Annotated in this window: 25 protein-coding genes and 1 pseudogene; all 26 read left to right on the plus strand. The window is 45.6% G+C overall.

All coding sequences use genetic code 11. The features are described from left to right. The first annotated feature begins 230 nt into the window (after nt 1–230). The gene (gene iorA, locus ACCM36_RS09155) at nt 231–2,036 is read left to right on the plus strand and encodes an indolepyruvate ferredoxin oxidoreductase subunit alpha (protein ID WP_370573449.1); all 1,806 of its coding nucleotides are present in this window, start codon (nt 231–233) and stop codon (nt 2,034–2,036) included. Then, the gene (locus ACCM36_RS09160; protein ID WP_370573450.1) at nt 2,033–2,623 is read left to right on the plus strand and encodes an indolepyruvate oxidoreductase subunit beta; all 591 of its coding nucleotides are present in this window, start codon (nt 2,033–2,035) and stop codon (nt 2,621–2,623) included. The genes iorA and ACCM36_RS09160 overlap by 4 nt, the downstream gene beginning before the upstream one ends. A gap of 621 nt (nt 2,624–3,244) precedes the next feature. Continuing rightward, nucleotides 3,245–4,258 carry a 50S ribosomal protein L3 gene (gene rpl3p / locus ACCM36_RS09165; RefSeq protein WP_370573451.1) on the plus strand — a complete coding sequence of 338 codons (1,014 nt, stop codon included), beginning with the start codon at nt 3,245–3,247 and terminating at the stop codon, nt 4,256–4,258. 5 nt (nt 4,259–4,263) lie between these two features. Continuing rightward, nucleotides 4,264–5,031 carry a 50S ribosomal protein L4 gene (gene rpl4p, locus ACCM36_RS09170; RefSeq protein WP_370573452.1) on the plus strand — a complete coding sequence of 256 codons (768 nt, stop codon included), beginning with the start codon at nt 4,264–4,266 and terminating at the stop codon, nt 5,029–5,031. Beyond that, nucleotides 5,028–5,276 (plus strand): 50S ribosomal protein L23, encoded by a 249-nt coding sequence (locus tag ACCM36_RS09175; protein ID WP_370573453.1) that lies wholly within the window; start codon nt 5,028–5,030, stop codon nt 5,274–5,276. Before rpl4p ends, ACCM36_RS09175 begins: the two co-directional genes overlap by 4 nt. A gap of 11 nt (nt 5,277–5,287) precedes the next feature. After that, nucleotides 5,288–6,007 (plus strand): 50S ribosomal protein L2, encoded by a 720-nt coding sequence (locus ACCM36_RS09180; protein WP_370573454.1) that lies wholly within the window; start codon nt 5,288–5,290, stop codon nt 6,005–6,007. Nucleotides 6,008–6,022: 15 nt separating this feature from the next. Continuing rightward, the gene (locus ACCM36_RS09185; protein ID WP_370573455.1) at nt 6,023–6,436 is read left to right on the plus strand and encodes a 30S ribosomal protein S19; all 414 of its coding nucleotides are present in this window, start codon (nt 6,023–6,025) and stop codon (nt 6,434–6,436) included. A gap of 11 nt (nt 6,437–6,447) precedes the next feature. After that, nucleotides 6,448–6,903, plus strand: a complete 456-nt coding sequence (locus ACCM36_RS09190; RefSeq protein WP_321420452.1) for a 50S ribosomal protein L22 — start codon at nt 6,448–6,450, stop codon at nt 6,901–6,903. Next, on the plus strand, nt 6,903–7,817 hold the full coding sequence (locus tag ACCM36_RS09195) for a 30S ribosomal protein S3 (protein WP_370573456.1): 915 nt from the start codon (nt 6,903–6,905) through the stop codon (nt 7,815–7,817). The genes ACCM36_RS09190 and ACCM36_RS09195 overlap by 1 nt, the downstream gene beginning before the upstream one ends. 2 nt (nt 7,818–7,819) lie before the next feature. Further along, the gene (gene rpmC, locus ACCM36_RS09200; protein WP_370573457.1) at nt 7,820–8,023 is read left to right on the plus strand and encodes a 50S ribosomal protein L29; all 204 of its coding nucleotides are present in this window, start codon (nt 7,820–7,822) and stop codon (nt 8,021–8,023) included. A gap of 1 nt (nt 8,024) precedes the next feature. Next, nucleotides 8,025–8,336 (plus strand): ribonuclease P protein component 1, encoded by a 312-nt coding sequence (gene rnp1 / locus ACCM36_RS09205; protein ID WP_370573458.1) that lies wholly within the window; start codon nt 8,025–8,027, stop codon nt 8,334–8,336. A 5-nt stretch (nt 8,337–8,341) separates the two neighbouring features. Continuing rightward, a complete protein-coding gene (locus tag ACCM36_RS09210) occupies nt 8,342–8,671 on the plus strand; it encodes a 30S ribosomal protein S17 (RefSeq protein ID WP_370573459.1) in 330 nt (109 codons plus the stop codon). Next, the gene (gene rpl14p / locus ACCM36_RS09215; RefSeq protein ID WP_370573460.1) at nt 8,668–9,066 is read left to right on the plus strand and encodes a 50S ribosomal protein L14; all 399 of its coding nucleotides are present in this window, start codon (nt 8,668–8,670) and stop codon (nt 9,064–9,066) included. Before ACCM36_RS09210 ends, rpl14p begins: the two co-directional genes overlap by 4 nt. A gap of 10 nt (nt 9,067–9,076) precedes the next feature. Beyond that, nucleotides 9,077–9,430: a 50S ribosomal protein L24 gene (gene rplX, locus ACCM36_RS09220; protein ID WP_370573461.1), complete on the plus strand. Its 354-nt coding sequence runs from the start codon at nt 9,077–9,079 to the stop codon at nt 9,428–9,430. A gap of 8 nt (nt 9,431–9,438) precedes the next feature. Continuing rightward, the gene (locus tag ACCM36_RS09225; protein WP_370573462.1) at nt 9,439–10,152 is read left to right on the plus strand and encodes a 30S ribosomal protein S4e; all 714 of its coding nucleotides are present in this window, start codon (nt 9,439–9,441) and stop codon (nt 10,150–10,152) included. A gap of 4 nt (nt 10,153–10,156) precedes the next feature. Further along, nucleotides 10,157–10,654: a 50S ribosomal protein L5 gene (locus ACCM36_RS09230; protein ID WP_370573463.1), complete on the plus strand. Its 498-nt coding sequence runs from the start codon at nt 10,157–10,159 to the stop codon at nt 10,652–10,654. Further along, complete coding sequence (locus ACCM36_RS09235; protein WP_370573465.1) at nt 10,655–10,807, plus strand: 30S ribosomal protein S14; 153 nt, start codon at nt 10,655–10,657, stop codon at nt 10,805–10,807. An 11-nt stretch (nt 10,808–10,818) separates the two neighbouring features. Continuing rightward, a complete protein-coding gene (locus ACCM36_RS09240; RefSeq protein ID WP_370573466.1) occupies nt 10,819–11,211 on the plus strand; it encodes a 30S ribosomal protein S8 in 393 nt (130 codons plus the stop codon). Between the two features lie 14 nt (nt 11,212–11,225). Continuing rightward, entirely contained in the window at nt 11,226–11,759 is a 534-nt protein-coding gene (gene rpl6p / locus ACCM36_RS09245; RefSeq protein ID WP_370573468.1) for a 50S ribosomal protein L6, read from the plus strand. 9 nt (nt 11,760–11,768) lie between these two features. Beyond that, nucleotides 11,769–12,212, plus strand: a complete 444-nt coding sequence (locus tag ACCM36_RS09250) for a 50S ribosomal protein L32e (protein ID WP_370573469.1) — start codon at nt 11,769–11,771, stop codon at nt 12,210–12,212. A 1-nt stretch (nt 12,213) separates the two neighbouring features. Further along, nucleotides 12,214–12,672 (plus strand): 50S ribosomal protein L19e, encoded by a 459-nt coding sequence (locus ACCM36_RS09255; RefSeq protein ID WP_370573470.1) that lies wholly within the window; start codon nt 12,214–12,216, stop codon nt 12,670–12,672. A 46-nt stretch (nt 12,673–12,718) separates the two neighbouring features. Beyond that, entirely contained in the window at nt 12,719–13,240 is a 522-nt protein-coding gene (locus tag ACCM36_RS09260; RefSeq protein WP_370573471.1) for a 50S ribosomal protein L18, read from the plus strand. Between the two features lie 8 nt (nt 13,241–13,248). Beyond that, on the plus strand, nt 13,249–13,887 hold the full coding sequence (locus ACCM36_RS09265; protein WP_370573472.1) for a 30S ribosomal protein S5: 639 nt from the start codon (nt 13,249–13,251) through the stop codon (nt 13,885–13,887). 1 nt (nt 13,888) lies between these two features. Further along, nucleotides 13,889–14,350, plus strand: a complete 462-nt coding sequence (locus ACCM36_RS09270) for a 50S ribosomal protein L30 (RefSeq protein ID WP_370573473.1) — start codon at nt 13,889–13,891, stop codon at nt 14,348–14,350. A 5-nt stretch (nt 14,351–14,355) separates the two neighbouring features. After that, on the plus strand, nt 14,356–14,784 hold the full coding sequence (locus ACCM36_RS09275) for an uL15m family ribosomal protein (protein WP_370573474.1): 429 nt from the start codon (nt 14,356–14,358) through the stop codon (nt 14,782–14,784). A 151-nt stretch (nt 14,785–14,935) separates the two neighbouring features. Then, nucleotides 14,936–15,663, plus strand: a pseudogene (locus ACCM36_RS09280) (preprotein translocase subunit SecY); the annotation flags it as partial.

Below are 15,663 nucleotides of genomic sequence, written 5' to 3' on the forward strand. Positions count from 1 at the left end.
TCTCTGTAACCATGAATCGAACCACCTGAGCTTGTTTCTATAAGAGGGGATGTATCATTTTATCAGACTATATACTAACTGATATTGCAATTAGTTCTTAAGCCTTATACTTATCGATTATAGATTGACATGTATAAAAATTCTGTATCTAATGAGCGAATGAAATTATGAGCTTCACTTTTAGATATATTTATCAATAATTGTCCTGTAAGAGGTAGCAGGAGATTGACATGAGCACACGCGAATTCATGCTTGGTAATGTCGCTATAGCGCGAGGCATTATTGAAGGAGGTGGCCAGGTGATAGCTGGTTATCCGGGTACTCCTTCCTCAGAGATCATAGATACTCTGGCAGCAATGGAAAAAAGGGATTTCTATGTGGAATGGTCGGTGAACGAGAAAGTGGCTTTCGAAGTTGCTGCTGGTGCTGCTATTGCAGGTGCCAGGTCCGTGGTCACTATGAAGCACGTGGGACTCAATGTGGCCTCAGACCCCCTCATGACTCTTTCTTATATGGGTGTCAAAGGTGCAATGATAATAATATCTGCAGATGATCCTTCATGTCATTCTTCACAGAACGAACAGGATACCCGCAAATATGCTCAGTTCGCACTGATGCCTTGTTTTGATCCTTCAACTCCTCAGGAAGCAAAGGACATGATCCCGGATGCTTTCAGGCTGTCAAATATGTTCCAGGCAGCATCTATTTTCAGACCTACTACCCGTATTTCTCATGGTAAATCCGATGTGGAGCTCGGAACTGTAGCCGAAGACAGGCCACAGATAAAATTCGAAAAGATCCCGGAAAGGTGGATCATGATGCCCAAGCATGCAAGAGCAAGGCATCCTTATGTGTTGCAGGTGTATGAGGATATCAGGAAAGAACTTGAGAATTCTCCATGGAACCAGCTTGAACTCAAGAGTGGATCGAAAATAGGTATAATCTCTTCAGGGGTAGCTTCTGTCTATGCCAGAGAGGCTATGAAAAGATTAGGGCTGGATGCCTCTTTCCTGAAGATATGCACATATCCGGTTCCAGAGGGCAAGGTCACCAGCATGCTGGAGCATGCAGATACGGTGCTTGTGGTAGAGGAACTTGAGCCGATCGTAGAGGACGAAGTGCGCATCATAGCACAAAAGCAAGGTATCGGAACAAAGATACTGGGCAAGTCAGAGGAACTTGTTCCCAGGTATGGGGAACTTAATGTCGATATCTGCATGGCTGCTATTTCAAAGGCATTCGGATTTGATGCTCCTTCGCCTGTGGTACAGGATATGGACCTTGAACTTCCTCTGCGTCCTCCGGTATTATGCCCTGGCTGCTCCCATAGGGCTGCTTTCTATGTAATGAAGAAGGTTTTCGGAAAAGATGGAATTTATCCTAGTGATATTGGTTGCTACACTCTTGGTGTACAGTCAGGTGCTGTAGACACTACATTATGTATGGGTGCAAGTATAACTATGTCCTCGGGAATCTATCATGCAGGAGAGAATCATCCTATATGCTGTTCCATCGGTGATTCCACTTTCTTCCACACAGGAATGAATGGACTACTTAATGCAGTATATAATAAAGCAAATATCACAGTAACTATAATGGACAACCGTGTCACTGCAATGACCGGTCATCAGCCGAATCCCGGAATGGGTAGGACGGCGGTGGGTGAATCCACAGTAGCGGTCTCTATTTCAAATATCTGCCGTGCTCTTGGTGCGGAATTTGTGGAAGAAACGGACCCTTATGATCTGATTTCCACAGAAGATGTGTTCAGGCGTGCCAGGAATCACACAGGTACTTCTGTTGTCATAACAAGGCAGCCATGTGTGATCGACTTGCGCAGGTCCGGTGTTAAAAAAGTGGCATTCGGGGTAGACCAGGATAAATGTACTGGGTGCAAGGCTTGTGTAAGGTTTGGCTGTCCGGCAACTGAATTTGATAATGAGCTTAAGAGTGCGAGGATCAATAACATGTGTACCGGATGTGGTGTATGCGCTCAGATCTGCAAGTTTGGCGCGATCATGGAGGTGAAGAGATGAGTTTGACAGGAGTTTCTCTTTTCGATCTGGTAATAGCAGGCGTGGGTGGGCAGGGCACTATCCTTGCTTCTGATATAATCGGTAAGGCTGCTGTAAGGGAAGGATTGCCAGTGATGGCTGCTGAGACTCATGGTATGGCCCAGAGGGGTGGTTCCGTAGTCAATCATTTGAGGATCGGTTGTGAGTTCGGTTCCCTTATCCCTCTGAAAAGTGGAGATGCTTTACTTGCCTTGGAACCCAGCGAGGCTTTAAGGTATATTGAATATCTGTCGGATGATGGTATAGTTCTTGTGAACACTGAGCCAGTATTGCCTGTTACTGTAACGTCAGGCCTTTCGTCGTATCCTGATGTGGGGAAGATCATTGACTATCTGGAACAGAGGTTTACTGTAAAGGCTTTTAATGCAGTGCAACTTGCCAAAGAGGCTGGCCATGTGCAATCCATGAATACTGTGATGATAGGAGCAGTATCTAAATTTTTGCCAATATCCAAAAATGTGTTGGTAAATTGTATCAGGGAGTCAGTTCCAAAGAAAACGGTGGACATTAACATCAAGGCTTTTGACCTTGGAAGGCTTCAGGCTTGATTTTTTATTCATTTTTTGTCCATTTTTGATTAGTGTTCAATAAGCTTTTATCTTTTTCAGATATTGGCTGGGGGGAATGGGTGAATAAGTATATATCTGAAAATGTATTTACCTTTTACAGTTAGATCAGGTAAGAAGTTGTAAGTTTCTATTTATTGGAAGATTGATAGGGAACGGTTGTTCCAGTTTATCTTTCAGGTACTCTTCTCATGCAAAGGTTTTATATATGTATTTATCTATCTAAGCGCAACGATAGAGATGGGTATGTAAGGTTTGCCTTGCATATCGCAATGAAATTAACTACGTGTGAAAAAGTCGGATTTAACATGTGATGTTCGGGGCCTCTTCAAGAATGCCCTCTTGCTTGCGGAAACGTATGCAGGGACATAAGGTGTTTAAATCGTTCTGGAGATGACCACTGTAGGGATGTCTGCTATAATCCTACCGGCATAGGGCAGTGTACTGTCAATTTGCGGTTGTACAGCAGCGGCAGTATCTGCCGATTACACGATAAATGTGTGTATCCTGATCCCAGTGGCACTTGGACTTTTTGCATGACCCATGCTATCAGCAAGAAAGTTGAACGGCCAAATCTAAAAAATATAGATCGGGAGAATAACAATGGCACATGGACACAGACCAAGGCGAGGATCACTCGCGTTCAGTCCGCGCAAAAGAGCACAAAGCCCCATACCACGTTACAGGTCATGGCCGGTATCAGAAACTGGAATAAAACTTCAGGATTTCGCTGGTTACAAGGTCGGTATGACCCATGTGGTAATCATCGATGATACCAAGAACAGCCTTACAGAAGGTCTTGAGATCACAGTACCTGTAACTGTGATCGAAACGCCGGCTATTCGAGTGGCTGCTATTAGGGCCTATGGAAAAGATAACAGTGGTGAGCGGGCTCTGGCAGAGGCTTGGAGCACTGAACTTGACAAAAGTCTTGGGCAGACAATATCGATCCCAGTAAAACATGACACTAATGCAGCTCTGGGGAAAATCGAACAACTGATGAACGACGGTACAGTTTCTGATATAAGGGTAGTGACATATACTGTGCCAAAAAGCATATCAGGTGTTCCCAAGAAGAATGCTGACATCATGGAAACCGGCATAAGCGGAGCAAATGCTAAGGACAAATATGAATATGCAAAGTCCATCCTCGGTAAAGAGGTACGCATAAGCGATGTTTTCAAGGGTGGCAGTTTAGTTGATGTAGCTGCGATCACAATTGGAAAGGGTACCCAGGGTCCTGTTAAAAGATGGGGTATCATGCTTCAAAAAGGTAAACATTCCCGTCAGGGAAGCCTGAGGCAGATCGGTACACTTGGTCCTTTCAGGCCCGCACATGTGAGCTGGAGAGTTCCTCAGATGGGTCAGACCGGTTTTCACCAGAGGACCGAATGTAATAAACGTATCTTCAAGATAGGTACAAACCCCGAGGAGATCAATCCTGTCGGTGGTTTCATGAACTTTGGCCTTGTGAGGAACGATTATGTGCTCATCAAGGGCAGTGTGCCAGGTCCGTCCAAGAGACTTATCAGGCTGCGTGAACCTACCAGAGCCAGGGTGTCCGCTATGGGTGAACCTCAGATCGTTCACATCAGCACACAGAGCAAGCAGGGGTGAATTAAATGGCTAAAACTAATGTAATTGATATTTCTGGTAATCTAAAAGGTGAGATATCCCTGCCTGAGATTTTCAATGAGTCATACAGGCCGGATCTTATCAAGAGGGCAGTGCTTGCATCTCAGGCCAAGAGATACCAGCCCTATGGTCCTCGATTATATGCAGGTATGGAAACTTCGGCAGTATCCTGGGGATCGGGACGAGGTGTGGCACAGATACCAAGGATTGTCACTGGTAGCCGTGCAGCCAGGGTTCCGCAGGCAGTTGGCGGAAGGGCAGCACATCCACCAAAGCCAGAGGCAGACAGGACAGAAAAGGTAAACAAAAAAGAACGCAGACTTGCTATCCGTTCAGCAGTTTCAGCAACGGGTAATGTGGAGCTTGTAAGGGCTCGTGGTCATAAGTTCGAGCAGACCGTCCAGTTGCCATTGGTAGCAGAAAATGCATTGCAGGACCTGGGAAAAACAAAAGATGTTGTGCAATTCCTTAAAGCGGCTGGTGTGTTCGAGGACATACTGCGTGCAAAGGAAGGCAGGAACATCAGAGCGGGTCGTGGAAAGCTTAGAGGAAGAAGGTACAAGAACCGAAAAAGTCTGCTGATAGTAGCTGATGAGGGAAGTACATTGTTCAATTCTGCAAGGAATCTGGCAGGTGTGGATGTTGTTTCCGTTGACTCCATAAGTACTGAATTGCTGGCCCCAGGTACTCACGCAGGCAGACTGACCATATGGACAGAATCTGCTATAGCAGCTCTGGAGGGTATGTTCGTATGACAGCTATCAATTATCCATTCATCACAGAAAAGGCCATGATGTTACTGGAAAACAATAAACTCCAGTTCATTGTCAACAGAAAGGCAACTAAAGGACAGATCAAGTCAGATGTCATGAAAATGTATGGCTTCAATGTTGTATCCGTCTGTACAATGAGTACCATGAATGGCCAGAAGAAAGCCATCGTGACCTTCAGTGAAACTGATGCGGCTCACGAGATCGCCACAAGGATCGGACTGATGTGAGGTGAGTAATAATGGGTAAACGAATAATTTCACAGAACAGGGGTCGCGGTACACCTACCTATAGAGCTCCCTCTCATAGGTATAAGGCTTCTCTGAAGCATCCTAAAGTGAACGAGAATGATACACTTACAGGTACTGTAGTAGGTATTGAGCATGATCCTGCACGTTCTGCACCATTGGCGAAAGTATCTTTTGCTAACGGCGAAGAACGTATGATCCTGGCTCCCGAGGGCATGGCTGTGGGTACCATCATATCATGTGGTGCAGAAGCTGAAGTAAGGCCAGGTAACGTCTTGCCACTTCAAAACATTCCTGAAGGTGTCCCTGTGTGCAATATTGAGTCAAAGCCCAATGATGGCGGCCAATTTGCACGTTCATCTGGTGTTTATGCAACGGTGGTTTCCCATGATAAGGGAAAAGGAAAGACGGTTGTACAGATGCCATCGGGTGAAATGAAGTGGCTTAACTCCAAATGTCGTGCCACCGTTGGTATCGTTGCAGGTGGCGGAAGGCTGGACAGACCTTTCCTCAAGGCAGGTAAGAAATATCACAAGATGAAAACAAGGGCTGCAAAGTATCCTCGTGTCAGGGGAGTTGCCATGAACGTAATTGACCACCCCTTCGGTGGAGGTAACAGGCAGCATCCAGGAAGACCAACAACAGTTGGTAGGAATGCCCCGCCCGGACGTAAGGTTGGACAGATAGCAGCACGCAGAACCGGAAGGCGTTGAACCGGAGGTAATCCCATGGCAAAAAAAATAGGATCAAAATTACCAAAACGAAAAGGTGAGTTCACATATCGTGGCAAGACCCTTGAGCAGCTCCAGGCGATGAGCCTGGAGGAGTTCACAGAACTTCTCACAGCAAGGGAGCGCCGCTCTATTACGAGGGGCTTCAATGATCATCAGAAGGACGTAATGCAGCAAATAAAGGATGGCGCAGACAACGTGCGTACTCATTACAGGAATGTCATCATACTTCCGGATATGGTAGGCAAGACCGTTGCAGTATACAACGGCAAGAGCTTCCTTGACTTTGAGATACAGCCTGAGATGATCGGTCACAGGTTCGGCGAGTTTGCATTGAGCCGTTCAAAAGTGTCTCACGGAAGTGCCGGTGTAGGAGCTACCCGTTCAAGCAGGTTCGTACCGCTGAAATAAGGTGATGATGTATGGCAAGGATTGATTACACTTTAGAAATGGATCCCAAGACCAGCTCTAAGGCAATGGGCTCCGAGCTTCATATCTCCCCTAAAAAATCGCGGGAACTAGGGAGGGCTCTTAAAGGAATGCGGACCCAGAACGCCAAGAAATATCTCGAGGCAGTTGTTGCCAAGAAGCAGGCAGTACCCTTCAAGAGGCACTGTGAAGGTGCAGGCCACAAGAAGGGACCAATGGCAGGTGGCAGATATCCAGTGGATGCTGCAAAGGCATTCCTCAAGCTTTTGGAGAATGCTGGAAGCAATGCTGAATATAAGGGTTTGGATCCCGAGCGCATGTATATTGCTCATGTAGCAACAAAGGGCGGCCGCGTGATTCCCGGAATGATCGCAAGGGCACGTGGAAGAGGCAGTCCGTACAATACGGACACTGTTAACATTGAGATTATATTGAACGAGGTGCGCTAATGGCAATAGAGAAGAAATTCGTGCGTGAGGGTTATGTCAAAGCTTCACTGGACGAATACTTTGCTAAACAGCTCAACAGGGCTGGATACGGCGGTATGGAGATCAACAGAACTCCTATGGGGACCCAAATCACGGTTTATGCTGAGAAACCAGGAATGGTTATTGGCAAAGCAGGTAAGGTTATCCGTAAACTTACACGTGATATTGACAGAATGTATGACATGGACAATCCTCAGATAGATGCCCAGGAAGTCAGGAGGCCCGAGCTCAATGCACAAATGATGGCAACTCGCCTTGCATCATCCATTGAAAGAGGATGGTATTTCAGAAAGGCTGGCCACAATGCTATGAGGGCCATCATGAATGCAGGTGCACTTGGCTGTGAGATCGTGATCTCAGGTAAGCTTACAGGAGCAAGGTCAAGGACAGAGAAGATCGTTGAAGGCTATATAAAGCATGCAGGTAAACCGGTAGATGATATTGTCGATGATGGTTTTGCTGTAGCGATCAAAAAACTTGGTACCCTTGGCTGCAAGGTAAGGATAATTCCACCGGGTGCGGTTCTTCCGGACTCCTTTAAGTTAAAGGATATTGCTCCAGAACCAATATCTGAAATTGCCAAGGTTCAGCCCAAAGCAGACATTAAAAAGCTTGTAAAAGAAGAGGCTTCAGGTGAGGTTGCTGAGGTTGAAGAGGCTTTTGAAGAGGAATCTGTGGAGAAGGCTGAAAAGTCTGACAAGGCGATAGTTGAAAATGAAGTATCTGTAGATGAGCCTTCTTGTTCAACAGCTGATTCCGGGTCCACCGAGGTTCTTGAGAACGAAGAGCGCAGGGAAATCGATGGTGTCTGGCAGCACAAGCATGCGGGACATGACTACTGGCATCCGACAGCCCGTATCCATAGGGAGGGTTGATCATGGCTATCCTGCGTATGAATGAAATTAGGGACATGAGCCCTAATGAACGGATGGACGAGCTTGACAAGTTAGGGAGTGAGCTTATACGTGAGCGTGCCCTTACTTCTGCGGGTGGTGCTCCGGATAATCCAGGTAGAATTGGATTGCTCAGGAGGACCATCGCACGTGTTAAGACTGTCCAGAAAGAGTTAAAGGAGATCTGAAGTGGAAATATCCGCTTATAACCTGATATTTCACGAACTTATCGGACTGTTCACAGAAGTGATCAACTCAAACAATCCCTCTTTAGAGAAAGTTCGCGGCAAAGTGGTAGGTGAAACAAAGAACATGTTGATCTTGGAAACATATGATAAATATGAAAAGATGGTTCCAAAATCAGGATCAACATTCTTGTTCCATATACCTCTCCTCAGAGGGAATACACGTGTTACTGAGCAAGTGAAAGTGAACGGGAATTTATTGCTCTCACAACCCGAGAATAGGATTAAAAATATCAGGAAAATTCGCATGAGGTAATAATCATGACAAGAGATATCGGATTGGATGTGCCCGCTCCTGAACAGGAGTGCACTGACGTTAATTGTCCATTCCACGGAAAGCTGCCGGTCAGGGGACAGGTACTGGTGGGCACCGTTGTTAGCAACAAGATGGACAGGACCGTGGTCATCCAGAGAAGACATGAAGTACTTATAAGCAAGTATCAGAGGTATGAGAAAAGGCAATCTAAGATCCATGCTCACAACCCTCCATGTATTGATGCACAGGTGGGAGACATTGTGACAGTTATGGAATGCCGTCCTCTGAGTAAGACTAAATCCTATGTGGTCATCAAAACGGGGGTAGAGGCATGAGAGGGATCCGTTCCACTATACCTCGCCCATTGAACAGCGGTGCTCGCATAGATTGTGTGGACAACACCGGTGCAAGAGTTGTTGAGATCATATCTGTAAAGCGTTACAGAGGTACCAAGAACAGACAACCATGTGCAGGCATAGGTGACATGTGTGTAGTATCTGTGAAGAAAGGTACTCCAGAAATGCGTAAGCAGATCATGTATGCTGTTGTAGTCCGTCAGAAGAAGGAATTCCGTCGTCCGGATGGATTGAGGGTTTCCTTTGAGGACAATGCAGTTGTGATCACTGATGAGGATGGTCTGCCCAAGGGAACCGATCTGAAAGGACCGATTGCAAGAGAGGTTGCAGAAAGGTATCCAAAGATTGGTACAACGGCTTCAATTATAGTGTGAGGTGCATGCAATGGTTACTAATCAGCCAAGGAAACAACGAAAACTTCGGTATACTGCTCCACTGCATTTGAGGCAGAAATACATGGGTGCTCCTCTTTCTAAAGAGCTCCGTGAGAAATATGGGCGCAGGACAGCCAGAGTCATTGTCGGCGACACTGTAAAAGTTATGCGCGGAGACCACGCAGGCACTACAGGTAAAGTAGAAGCGGTATCACTTAAACATGGGACCATAGTTGTAGAAGGAGTAGCAGTGTCCAAAGCAGATGGTACAGAAGTACCAAGGCCTATCTATCCCTCCAATGTAACGATCACATCCCTTGAAATGAAAGATGACCGCAGATCAGAAGTATTGAGTAGGAAGTAGGTGGTTTTGTGGGAAGACATCAAAAAAGGATCTCTGTACCAAAGAGCTGGCAGACATCCAAGAAATCCAATAAATGGATAACATCAACAAGGCCAGGTCCTCACAACAAGCAACTGAGCATTCCTCTTGGAGTGGTTCTCAGGGATATGTTACATGTTGTGGACACAAGGGTAGAGGCAAAGAGGGTGCTTTCTGAGGGTAGCATCCTTGTTGACGGCATTATCAGGAAAGACCTAAGGTTCCCTATAGGGTTATTAGATGTAGTTTCTATTCCTAAGATGGAACAATCATATAGAGTGCTCCTTGATAGGAAGGGAAGATTAGAATTACATAAACTTGCAGGTATAGAGGCAAGCAAGTTATGCAGGATTAGCGGAAAGACCGTGGTGAAGGGCGGCAAAGTACAGCTCAATCTCAATGATGGTTCTAATCTGATTGGCTCAAACGACTTCAAAGCCAAAGACTCAGTGATTCTTTCAGTACCGGACAAGAATATACTCAAACATATCAAGTATGAAGTCGGCAATCTTGCATTGATAATTGGCGGTAAGCATACTGGTAAGATTGGCGCTATCAAAGATATCAATACAGTTCGTAGTTCCAACTCCAACACTGTCCTAATTGCCGGTGAAAATGAGGAATTCCACACCATAGAAGATTATGTTGTGGTGATCGGTACGGATAAGCCAGAAATAAAACTGGGTGGTGAGGTCATTGAGTAATCCAATGAGAACACCCAGGGTTGAAAAGGTCATTGTTCACATGGGTGTCGGTGAAAGTGGTGAGCACCTTGTGAATGCTGAAGGAATCATGAAAGGGATTACTGGGCAAGCTGTGGTTCGTACATATTCAAAGAAGACCCTTCCTGCATTCAGTATTAAGAAAGGTGAACCAATAGGTTGCAAGGTCACTCTTCGTGGCGGCAATGCAGAGAAGTTCCTGGCGACTGCTCTATCAATAGTAGAGAAAAGGTTGTCAGCTTCCCAGTTTGATAAAAACGGGAACGTTGCATTCGGAATTGAAGAACACACGGATTTCCCGGGAATGAGGTATGATCCAAACATCGGTGTCTTTGGTATGGATATAAATGTTGTAGTCAACCGTCCGGGATACAGGATCAGTAAAAGAAGGATATCGGAGAGAAAGATTCCTTCATCGCACAGGATCACAAAGGATGATACAATTTCCTTCTTCAAGGACAAATACTTCGTGGAGGTAGCATAAATGGTCAACACTACTAAGCAATTTGGCCGCGGAGCACACGAATGCAAAAGATGCGGAAGAAAGCAAGGCCTTGTAAGGAAATATGATATTTACCTGTGCCGCCACTGTTTCCGTGAGATAGCCCATGATATGGGATTTGAGAAATATACTTGAGGTGAAAAATAATGGTGTTATTAGATCCTCTTGCTGATGCACTCTCCACTATAAAGAATGCAGAGGCAATCGGTAAACAGTCATGCACGCTTAAACCGGCATCAAAGCTCATAGGTACGGTCCTTAAAGTGATGCAGGACAGTGGATACCTCGGTGAGTTCGAGTTCATCGAGGATGGTAAAGCGGGAATCTATGAGGTTAAGCTCATTGGTAGAATAAATAAATGCGGAGCAATAAAGCCACGTTATTCAGTAGGTTCAGTTGATTTCGAGAAATGGGAGAAGCAATTTTTGCCAGCCAAGAACTTCGGAACATTGATCCTTACTACATCTCATGGTGTCATGTCCCAATACGATGCACGTGAGAAAAACATCGGTGGACAGCTTCTTGCATATGTGTACTGATATGGAGTGGTTCAATGGCTAAAGAGATGAAGAACGTGATCAGCATTCCGGAAGGCGTTACTGTAGCTTTTCAGAATGACATCCTTTCCGTATCAGGACCAAAAGGAAAGAATGAGAGATACCTCTGGTATCCAGGAATCATAATTGAGGTTGCAGGCTCTGAGATCATAGTGGACTCAACTTCGACAAAGAAGTCCCACAAGGCGATGATCGGCACCTTCTCTTCACATATTAACAATATGATGAAAGGTGTGACCCAAGGGTTTGAGTACCGCATGAAGGTTGTTTACTCACACTTCCCTATGCAGCTGAAGGTCGAGGGTAAGAAAATGCTTATCGGTAATTTCTTGGGCGAGAAAAAAGCAAGATCTGCAAATATCCTCGGTGAAACCAAGGTCAAGGCGGGAGCCGACCAGGTTACTATCACTGGTATAAACAAAGAGGATGTCGGGCAGACAGCAGCCAACATAGAGCAAGCCACGAAGATCAAGAGATTCGATCCCCGTGTATTCCAGGATGGTATCTATATCGTGGAGAAGATATTGTAGGTGATTTGAATGGAAGATAATATCACTAAGTCCTCTTCTGTAACTGCCAACTGTGGTGCATCAATGGACGCTGAAGGTAAACGCCTTTTCAAAGTTCGTAAGGTGCAGAAGGCAAAGAAGCCCCAGTTCAAGAGGACTGATTGTCACAAGTACAAGAGACTGGATTCCAACTGGAGAATTCCAAGAGGCCAGCACAATAAAAAACGTACTGGATATGTCGCAAAGGGTGCACATGCTCAGGTGGGCTATGGCAGTCCGGTTCTGGTTAAGGGTCTACACCCTTCCGGGTATTCCGAAGTCATGGTCGAAACTCCGAAAGATGTTTCATCCCTCGATGCTAATACAGTGGCTATAAGGATAGCTGCAAAGGTCGGTGCAAGAAAGAAAGCCATGATAGAGGAAAAGGCAGTTTCCCTGGGAATAAAGATTCTCAATCCTTCGAGGAGTGAATAAGATGACTGATCTTTCTAACCAGAAAAGGATCGCTGCCGAGGTCATGGGCTGTGGTGTACACAGAGTATGGATGGATCCGGAGGCTGCCAATGATATCGCTGTTGCGATCACAAGGGCAGATCTTCGTGAACTCATCCAGAAGGGAAGCATCACTGCTGTCAAACCGAAAGGCGTTAGCAGAGGCCGTGCAAGAATAAGGGATGTCAAGCGCAAGTATGGCCACCGTAAGGGGCACGGTTCAAGGAAGGGTACAAAAGGGGCAAGGAATCCCAGAAAAGATCAATGGATCAAGAGGATCCGTGCCATCAGGGCGAGGCTGAAGGAACTCCGTGCAGATGGTTCTCTGGAAAAATCCACATATTGTAAGATCTATCGTAAAGCAAAGGGTGGAGAATACCGTAGTGTTGCCCACATGGAATCACACCTTGAGTCACAAAAGCTCCTTAAACGTGAGGGATGAAGATGATAAACAGAAGCTTTGATGTTTTATCCAGGAGGATATGATCATGGCAACAGGGCCCAGATATAAAGTCGCTTTCAGGCGACGAAGGGAAGGACGCACCAATTATCATCAGCGTCTTAAGTTGCTCTTATCAAAAGAAGACCGTGTGGTGGTTCGTAAGAGTTCAAAACACATTCAGGTTCAGCTCATAGCTCCGAAACCTGAAGGAGATGTTACTCTTTCATCAGCCATATCTACAGAACTCAAGAATTATGGATATGATGCTTCCACAGGTAACACGCCGGCAGCTTATCTTACCGGCCTCTTGTTTGGTTACAGGACTCTAAGCAAGGGATACGATTATGGGATACTTGATATTGGATTACAGGCATCATCACCTGGTTCCCGTGTCTATGCCACCTTAAAGGGCATTGTTGACTCGGGACTAGAGGTGCCTCATGATTCATCCGTATTCCCCTCTGATGAAAGGGTCAGAGGCGAACATATTGCAGAATATATGGAAGGGTCAAATCTGCCGGAACTGTTCGATACAGTCAAGGAAAAGATCTCTTCTGCTTTCAATTAGGTGATCATATGGCATATCAGTTCGAAGAAGAGGAATGGATTCCACAAACAAGGCTTGGCAAGCTTGTTCAGGAGGGTCAGATCACTTCCATGGATGAGGCAATCGATTCAGGGTTGCCTCTGAGAGAATCCAGGATAGTGGATATATTGCTTCCCAATCTTGAAGATGAGGTTCTGGATATTAACATGGTCCAGAGGATGACTGACTCAGGTCGCCGTGTAAAGTTCAGGGCCACGGTCATCGTGGGGAACGGCGATGGTTTTGTAGGTCTTGGGCAGGCCAAGGATAACCAGGTAGGTCCGGCTATCAGAAAGGCTATTGAGAATGCCAAGATCAATCTGGTACGCGTAAAGCGTGGATGCGGTTCATGGGAATGCGCTTGTGGCCTTAACCATACCGTACCATCTGAAGTAAAGGGTAAAGCAGGAAGTGTCATTATAGTGCTTATTCCTGCACCCAGAGGTCTTGGCCTCGCTGCCGGTGGAACAGCAAAGAAAGTGTTAGAGAAGGCAGGTATCAGAGATGTTTGGACCAGAACCGAAGGTACCACCAGGACTACATTGAACTTTGCAAAGGCAACTTTTAATGCTCTGCAAGCCACAGGTACTGTAAAACACCCAATCCATATCCGCAAGGAGGAAGCTTGAGATGTTTGTACTTGTAAGAATGCGCGGTAATGTGGATGTAAGGGGTACCATTCAGGATACTCTTTACATGCTTCGTCTGAACAGAGTGAATCACTGTGTAGTTGTCAACGATACTCCTCACAACAGGGGTATGATCCAGATGGTTAAGGATTATGTTGCCTATGGTACTATAGATGCAGCTACTCTTGCGGAGATGATGACCAACCGTGGTAAGCTCGAAGGCGGAGACAAGCTCACAAATGAGTATCTATCGCAAAATACGGATTATTCCACCATTGACGAATTTGCTGAAGCGGTATGTGCCGGAAAAGCTTCACTTAAGGATGTACCTGGATTGAAACCAGTCTTCAGGCTTCATCCACCGCGCAAAGGACATGCCGGGATCAAAAAGCCAGTCGAGCTTGGAGGCGTACTGGGAAATCACGGAGCGAATATAAAAGTCCTCCTGAACCAGATGAGGTAATTATCATGAGCAAGGGCAACACAAAGAAGTTCAGAGGTTCTCGCACCTGTGGTGGAGGTACTCATAAAAACAGGCGTGGTGCAGGTAATCGTGGTGGAAGAGGAAGAGCAGGGGTTTGCAAACACCATGCTATCAGAGCTATTCTCCTTGGTTATGCTCAGGGGAAACATGGTTTCACCCGTCCTCCAAAGACTCTTAAACCCGTATCTGTCGTAAATGTAGGCGAACTTGATGAGCTTGCAGATGAGTTAGTAATTGATGGTTTGGCCCAGCTTGAAGAAGGCCAATACCGTATTGATCTGACATGTCTTGATATCGATAAGGTACTTGGTACTGGCAGGGTCACCAAGAAGCTTGCTGTCACAGCCCATGAGTTTTCTGGCGTGGCAAGAGAAAAAATAGAAGCTGCAGGCGGTTCGTGCCTGGAGCCTTAAAAGTAATGCCTATTGGCATTACTTATTCCATTTTTGTAATATAAACGACTATAGGGTGCAACTTTATTTATGTGGACGTATATTTAGGTTTATTAATTAACCATAAGCATAAATTCTGTGTTTGCATTTCTCCAGCTTAAAGGGTGGAATGATGAGTTTCAAGGAGAGTTTAGACCCCATATTTAAAAAATTGCCTGCAGTTGCCAGTCCAGAAGGCCACGTACATTTCAAGAACAAGCTTATGTGGACGTTAGGCGTACTTGTGCTATACTTTGCACTTGCGAATGTGCCTTTATTTGGATTATCTGCAGATTCGATAGATTTGTTCGAACAATATCGTGCCTTCTTTGCAGGGGCATCGAATTCATTGATCTTACTTGGTATAGGTCCCATCGTCACCGCATCAATAGTTCTCCAGCTACTTGTAGGTGCAGATGTGATCAAACTGGATCTTTCCAATCCTTCTGACCAGGCTTTTTTCCAGGGTGCACAGAAATTCATGGTATTTGTGATGATCGTACTGGAAGCTCTGCCTCAGATCATGGGTGGATACATCCAGCCAGATCTGAATCTTGCTTCTTCCCTGGGTGTTAGTGGAACCATAATTACTATACTTATATTTATTCAGATATGTATCGGCGGAGTGCTGGTGCTATTCATGGATGAAGTAGTGTCTAAATGGGGTATTGGTTCGGGTGTAGGTCTTTTCATTGTGGCAGGTGTTTCACAGCAGATAGTTACCGGCCTCTTTAACTGGCAAGCCGATTCCTCTGGTCTTCCTATAGGTTTTCTGCCTAAGTGGATCTATATTTTTCAAAATGAGGAATTGACTTCTCTCTTTACAACAGGAGAGGGGCTCCTATTTGTACTCGTAAGTGG

This window comes from Methanomethylovorans sp. (assembly GCF_041305605.1).
Classification (GTDB): Archaea; Halobacteriota; Methanosarcinia; order Methanosarcinales; family Methanosarcinaceae; genus Methanomethylovorans.

Coding starts and splice junctions, on each gene's coding strand:
- iorA (WP_370573449.1), top strand. CDS start 231: ATGAGCACACGCGAATTCATGCTTGGTAATGTCGCTATAGCGCGAGGC.
- ACCM36_RS09160 (WP_370573450.1), top strand. CDS start 2,033: ATGAGTTTGACAGGAGTTTCTCTTTTCGATCTGGTAATAGCAGGCGTG.
- rpl3p (WP_370573451.1), top strand. CDS start 3,245: ATGGCACATGGACACAGACCAAGGCGAGGATCACTCGCGTTCAGTCCG.
- rpl4p (WP_370573452.1), top strand. CDS start 4,264: ATGGCTAAAACTAATGTAATTGATATTTCTGGTAATCTAAAAGGTGAG.
- ACCM36_RS09175 (WP_370573453.1), top strand. CDS start 5,028: ATGACAGCTATCAATTATCCATTCATCACAGAAAAGGCCATGATGTTA.
- ACCM36_RS09180 (WP_370573454.1), top strand. CDS start 5,288: ATGGGTAAACGAATAATTTCACAGAACAGGGGTCGCGGTACACCTACC.
- ACCM36_RS09185 (WP_370573455.1), top strand. CDS start 6,023: ATGGCAAAAAAAATAGGATCAAAATTACCAAAACGAAAAGGTGAGTTC.
- ACCM36_RS09190 (WP_321420452.1), top strand. CDS start 6,448: ATGGCAAGGATTGATTACACTTTAGAAATGGATCCCAAGACCAGCTCT.
- ACCM36_RS09195 (WP_370573456.1), top strand. CDS start 6,903: ATGGCAATAGAGAAGAAATTCGTGCGTGAGGGTTATGTCAAAGCTTCA.
- rpmC (WP_370573457.1), top strand. CDS start 7,820: ATGGCTATCCTGCGTATGAATGAAATTAGGGACATGAGCCCTAATGAA.
- ACCM36_RS09210 (WP_370573459.1), top strand. CDS start 8,342: ATGACAAGAGATATCGGATTGGATGTGCCCGCTCCTGAACAGGAGTGC.
- rpl14p (WP_370573460.1), top strand. CDS start 8,668: ATGAGAGGGATCCGTTCCACTATACCTCGCCCATTGAACAGCGGTGCT.
- rplX (WP_370573461.1), top strand. CDS start 9,077: ATGGTTACTAATCAGCCAAGGAAACAACGAAAACTTCGGTATACTGCT.
- ACCM36_RS09230 (WP_370573463.1), top strand. CDS start 10,157: ATGAGAACACCCAGGGTTGAAAAGGTCATTGTTCACATGGGTGTCGGT.
- ACCM36_RS09235 (WP_370573465.1), top strand. CDS start 10,655: ATGGTCAACACTACTAAGCAATTTGGCCGCGGAGCACACGAATGCAAA.
- ACCM36_RS09240 (WP_370573466.1), top strand. CDS start 10,819: ATGGTGTTATTAGATCCTCTTGCTGATGCACTCTCCACTATAAAGAAT.
- rpl6p (WP_370573468.1), top strand. CDS start 11,226: ATGGCTAAAGAGATGAAGAACGTGATCAGCATTCCGGAAGGCGTTACT.
- ACCM36_RS09250 (WP_370573469.1), top strand. CDS start 11,769: ATGGAAGATAATATCACTAAGTCCTCTTCTGTAACTGCCAACTGTGGT.
- ACCM36_RS09255 (WP_370573470.1), top strand. CDS start 12,214: ATGACTGATCTTTCTAACCAGAAAAGGATCGCTGCCGAGGTCATGGGC.
- ACCM36_RS09260 (WP_370573471.1), top strand. CDS start 12,719: ATGGCAACAGGGCCCAGATATAAAGTCGCTTTCAGGCGACGAAGGGAA.
- ACCM36_RS09265 (WP_370573472.1), top strand. CDS start 13,249: ATGGCATATCAGTTCGAAGAAGAGGAATGGATTCCACAAACAAGGCTT.
- ACCM36_RS09270 (WP_370573473.1), top strand. CDS start 13,889: ATGTTTGTACTTGTAAGAATGCGCGGTAATGTGGATGTAAGGGGTACC.
- ACCM36_RS09275 (WP_370573474.1), top strand. CDS start 14,356: ATGAGCAAGGGCAACACAAAGAAGTTCAGAGGTTCTCGCACCTGTGGT.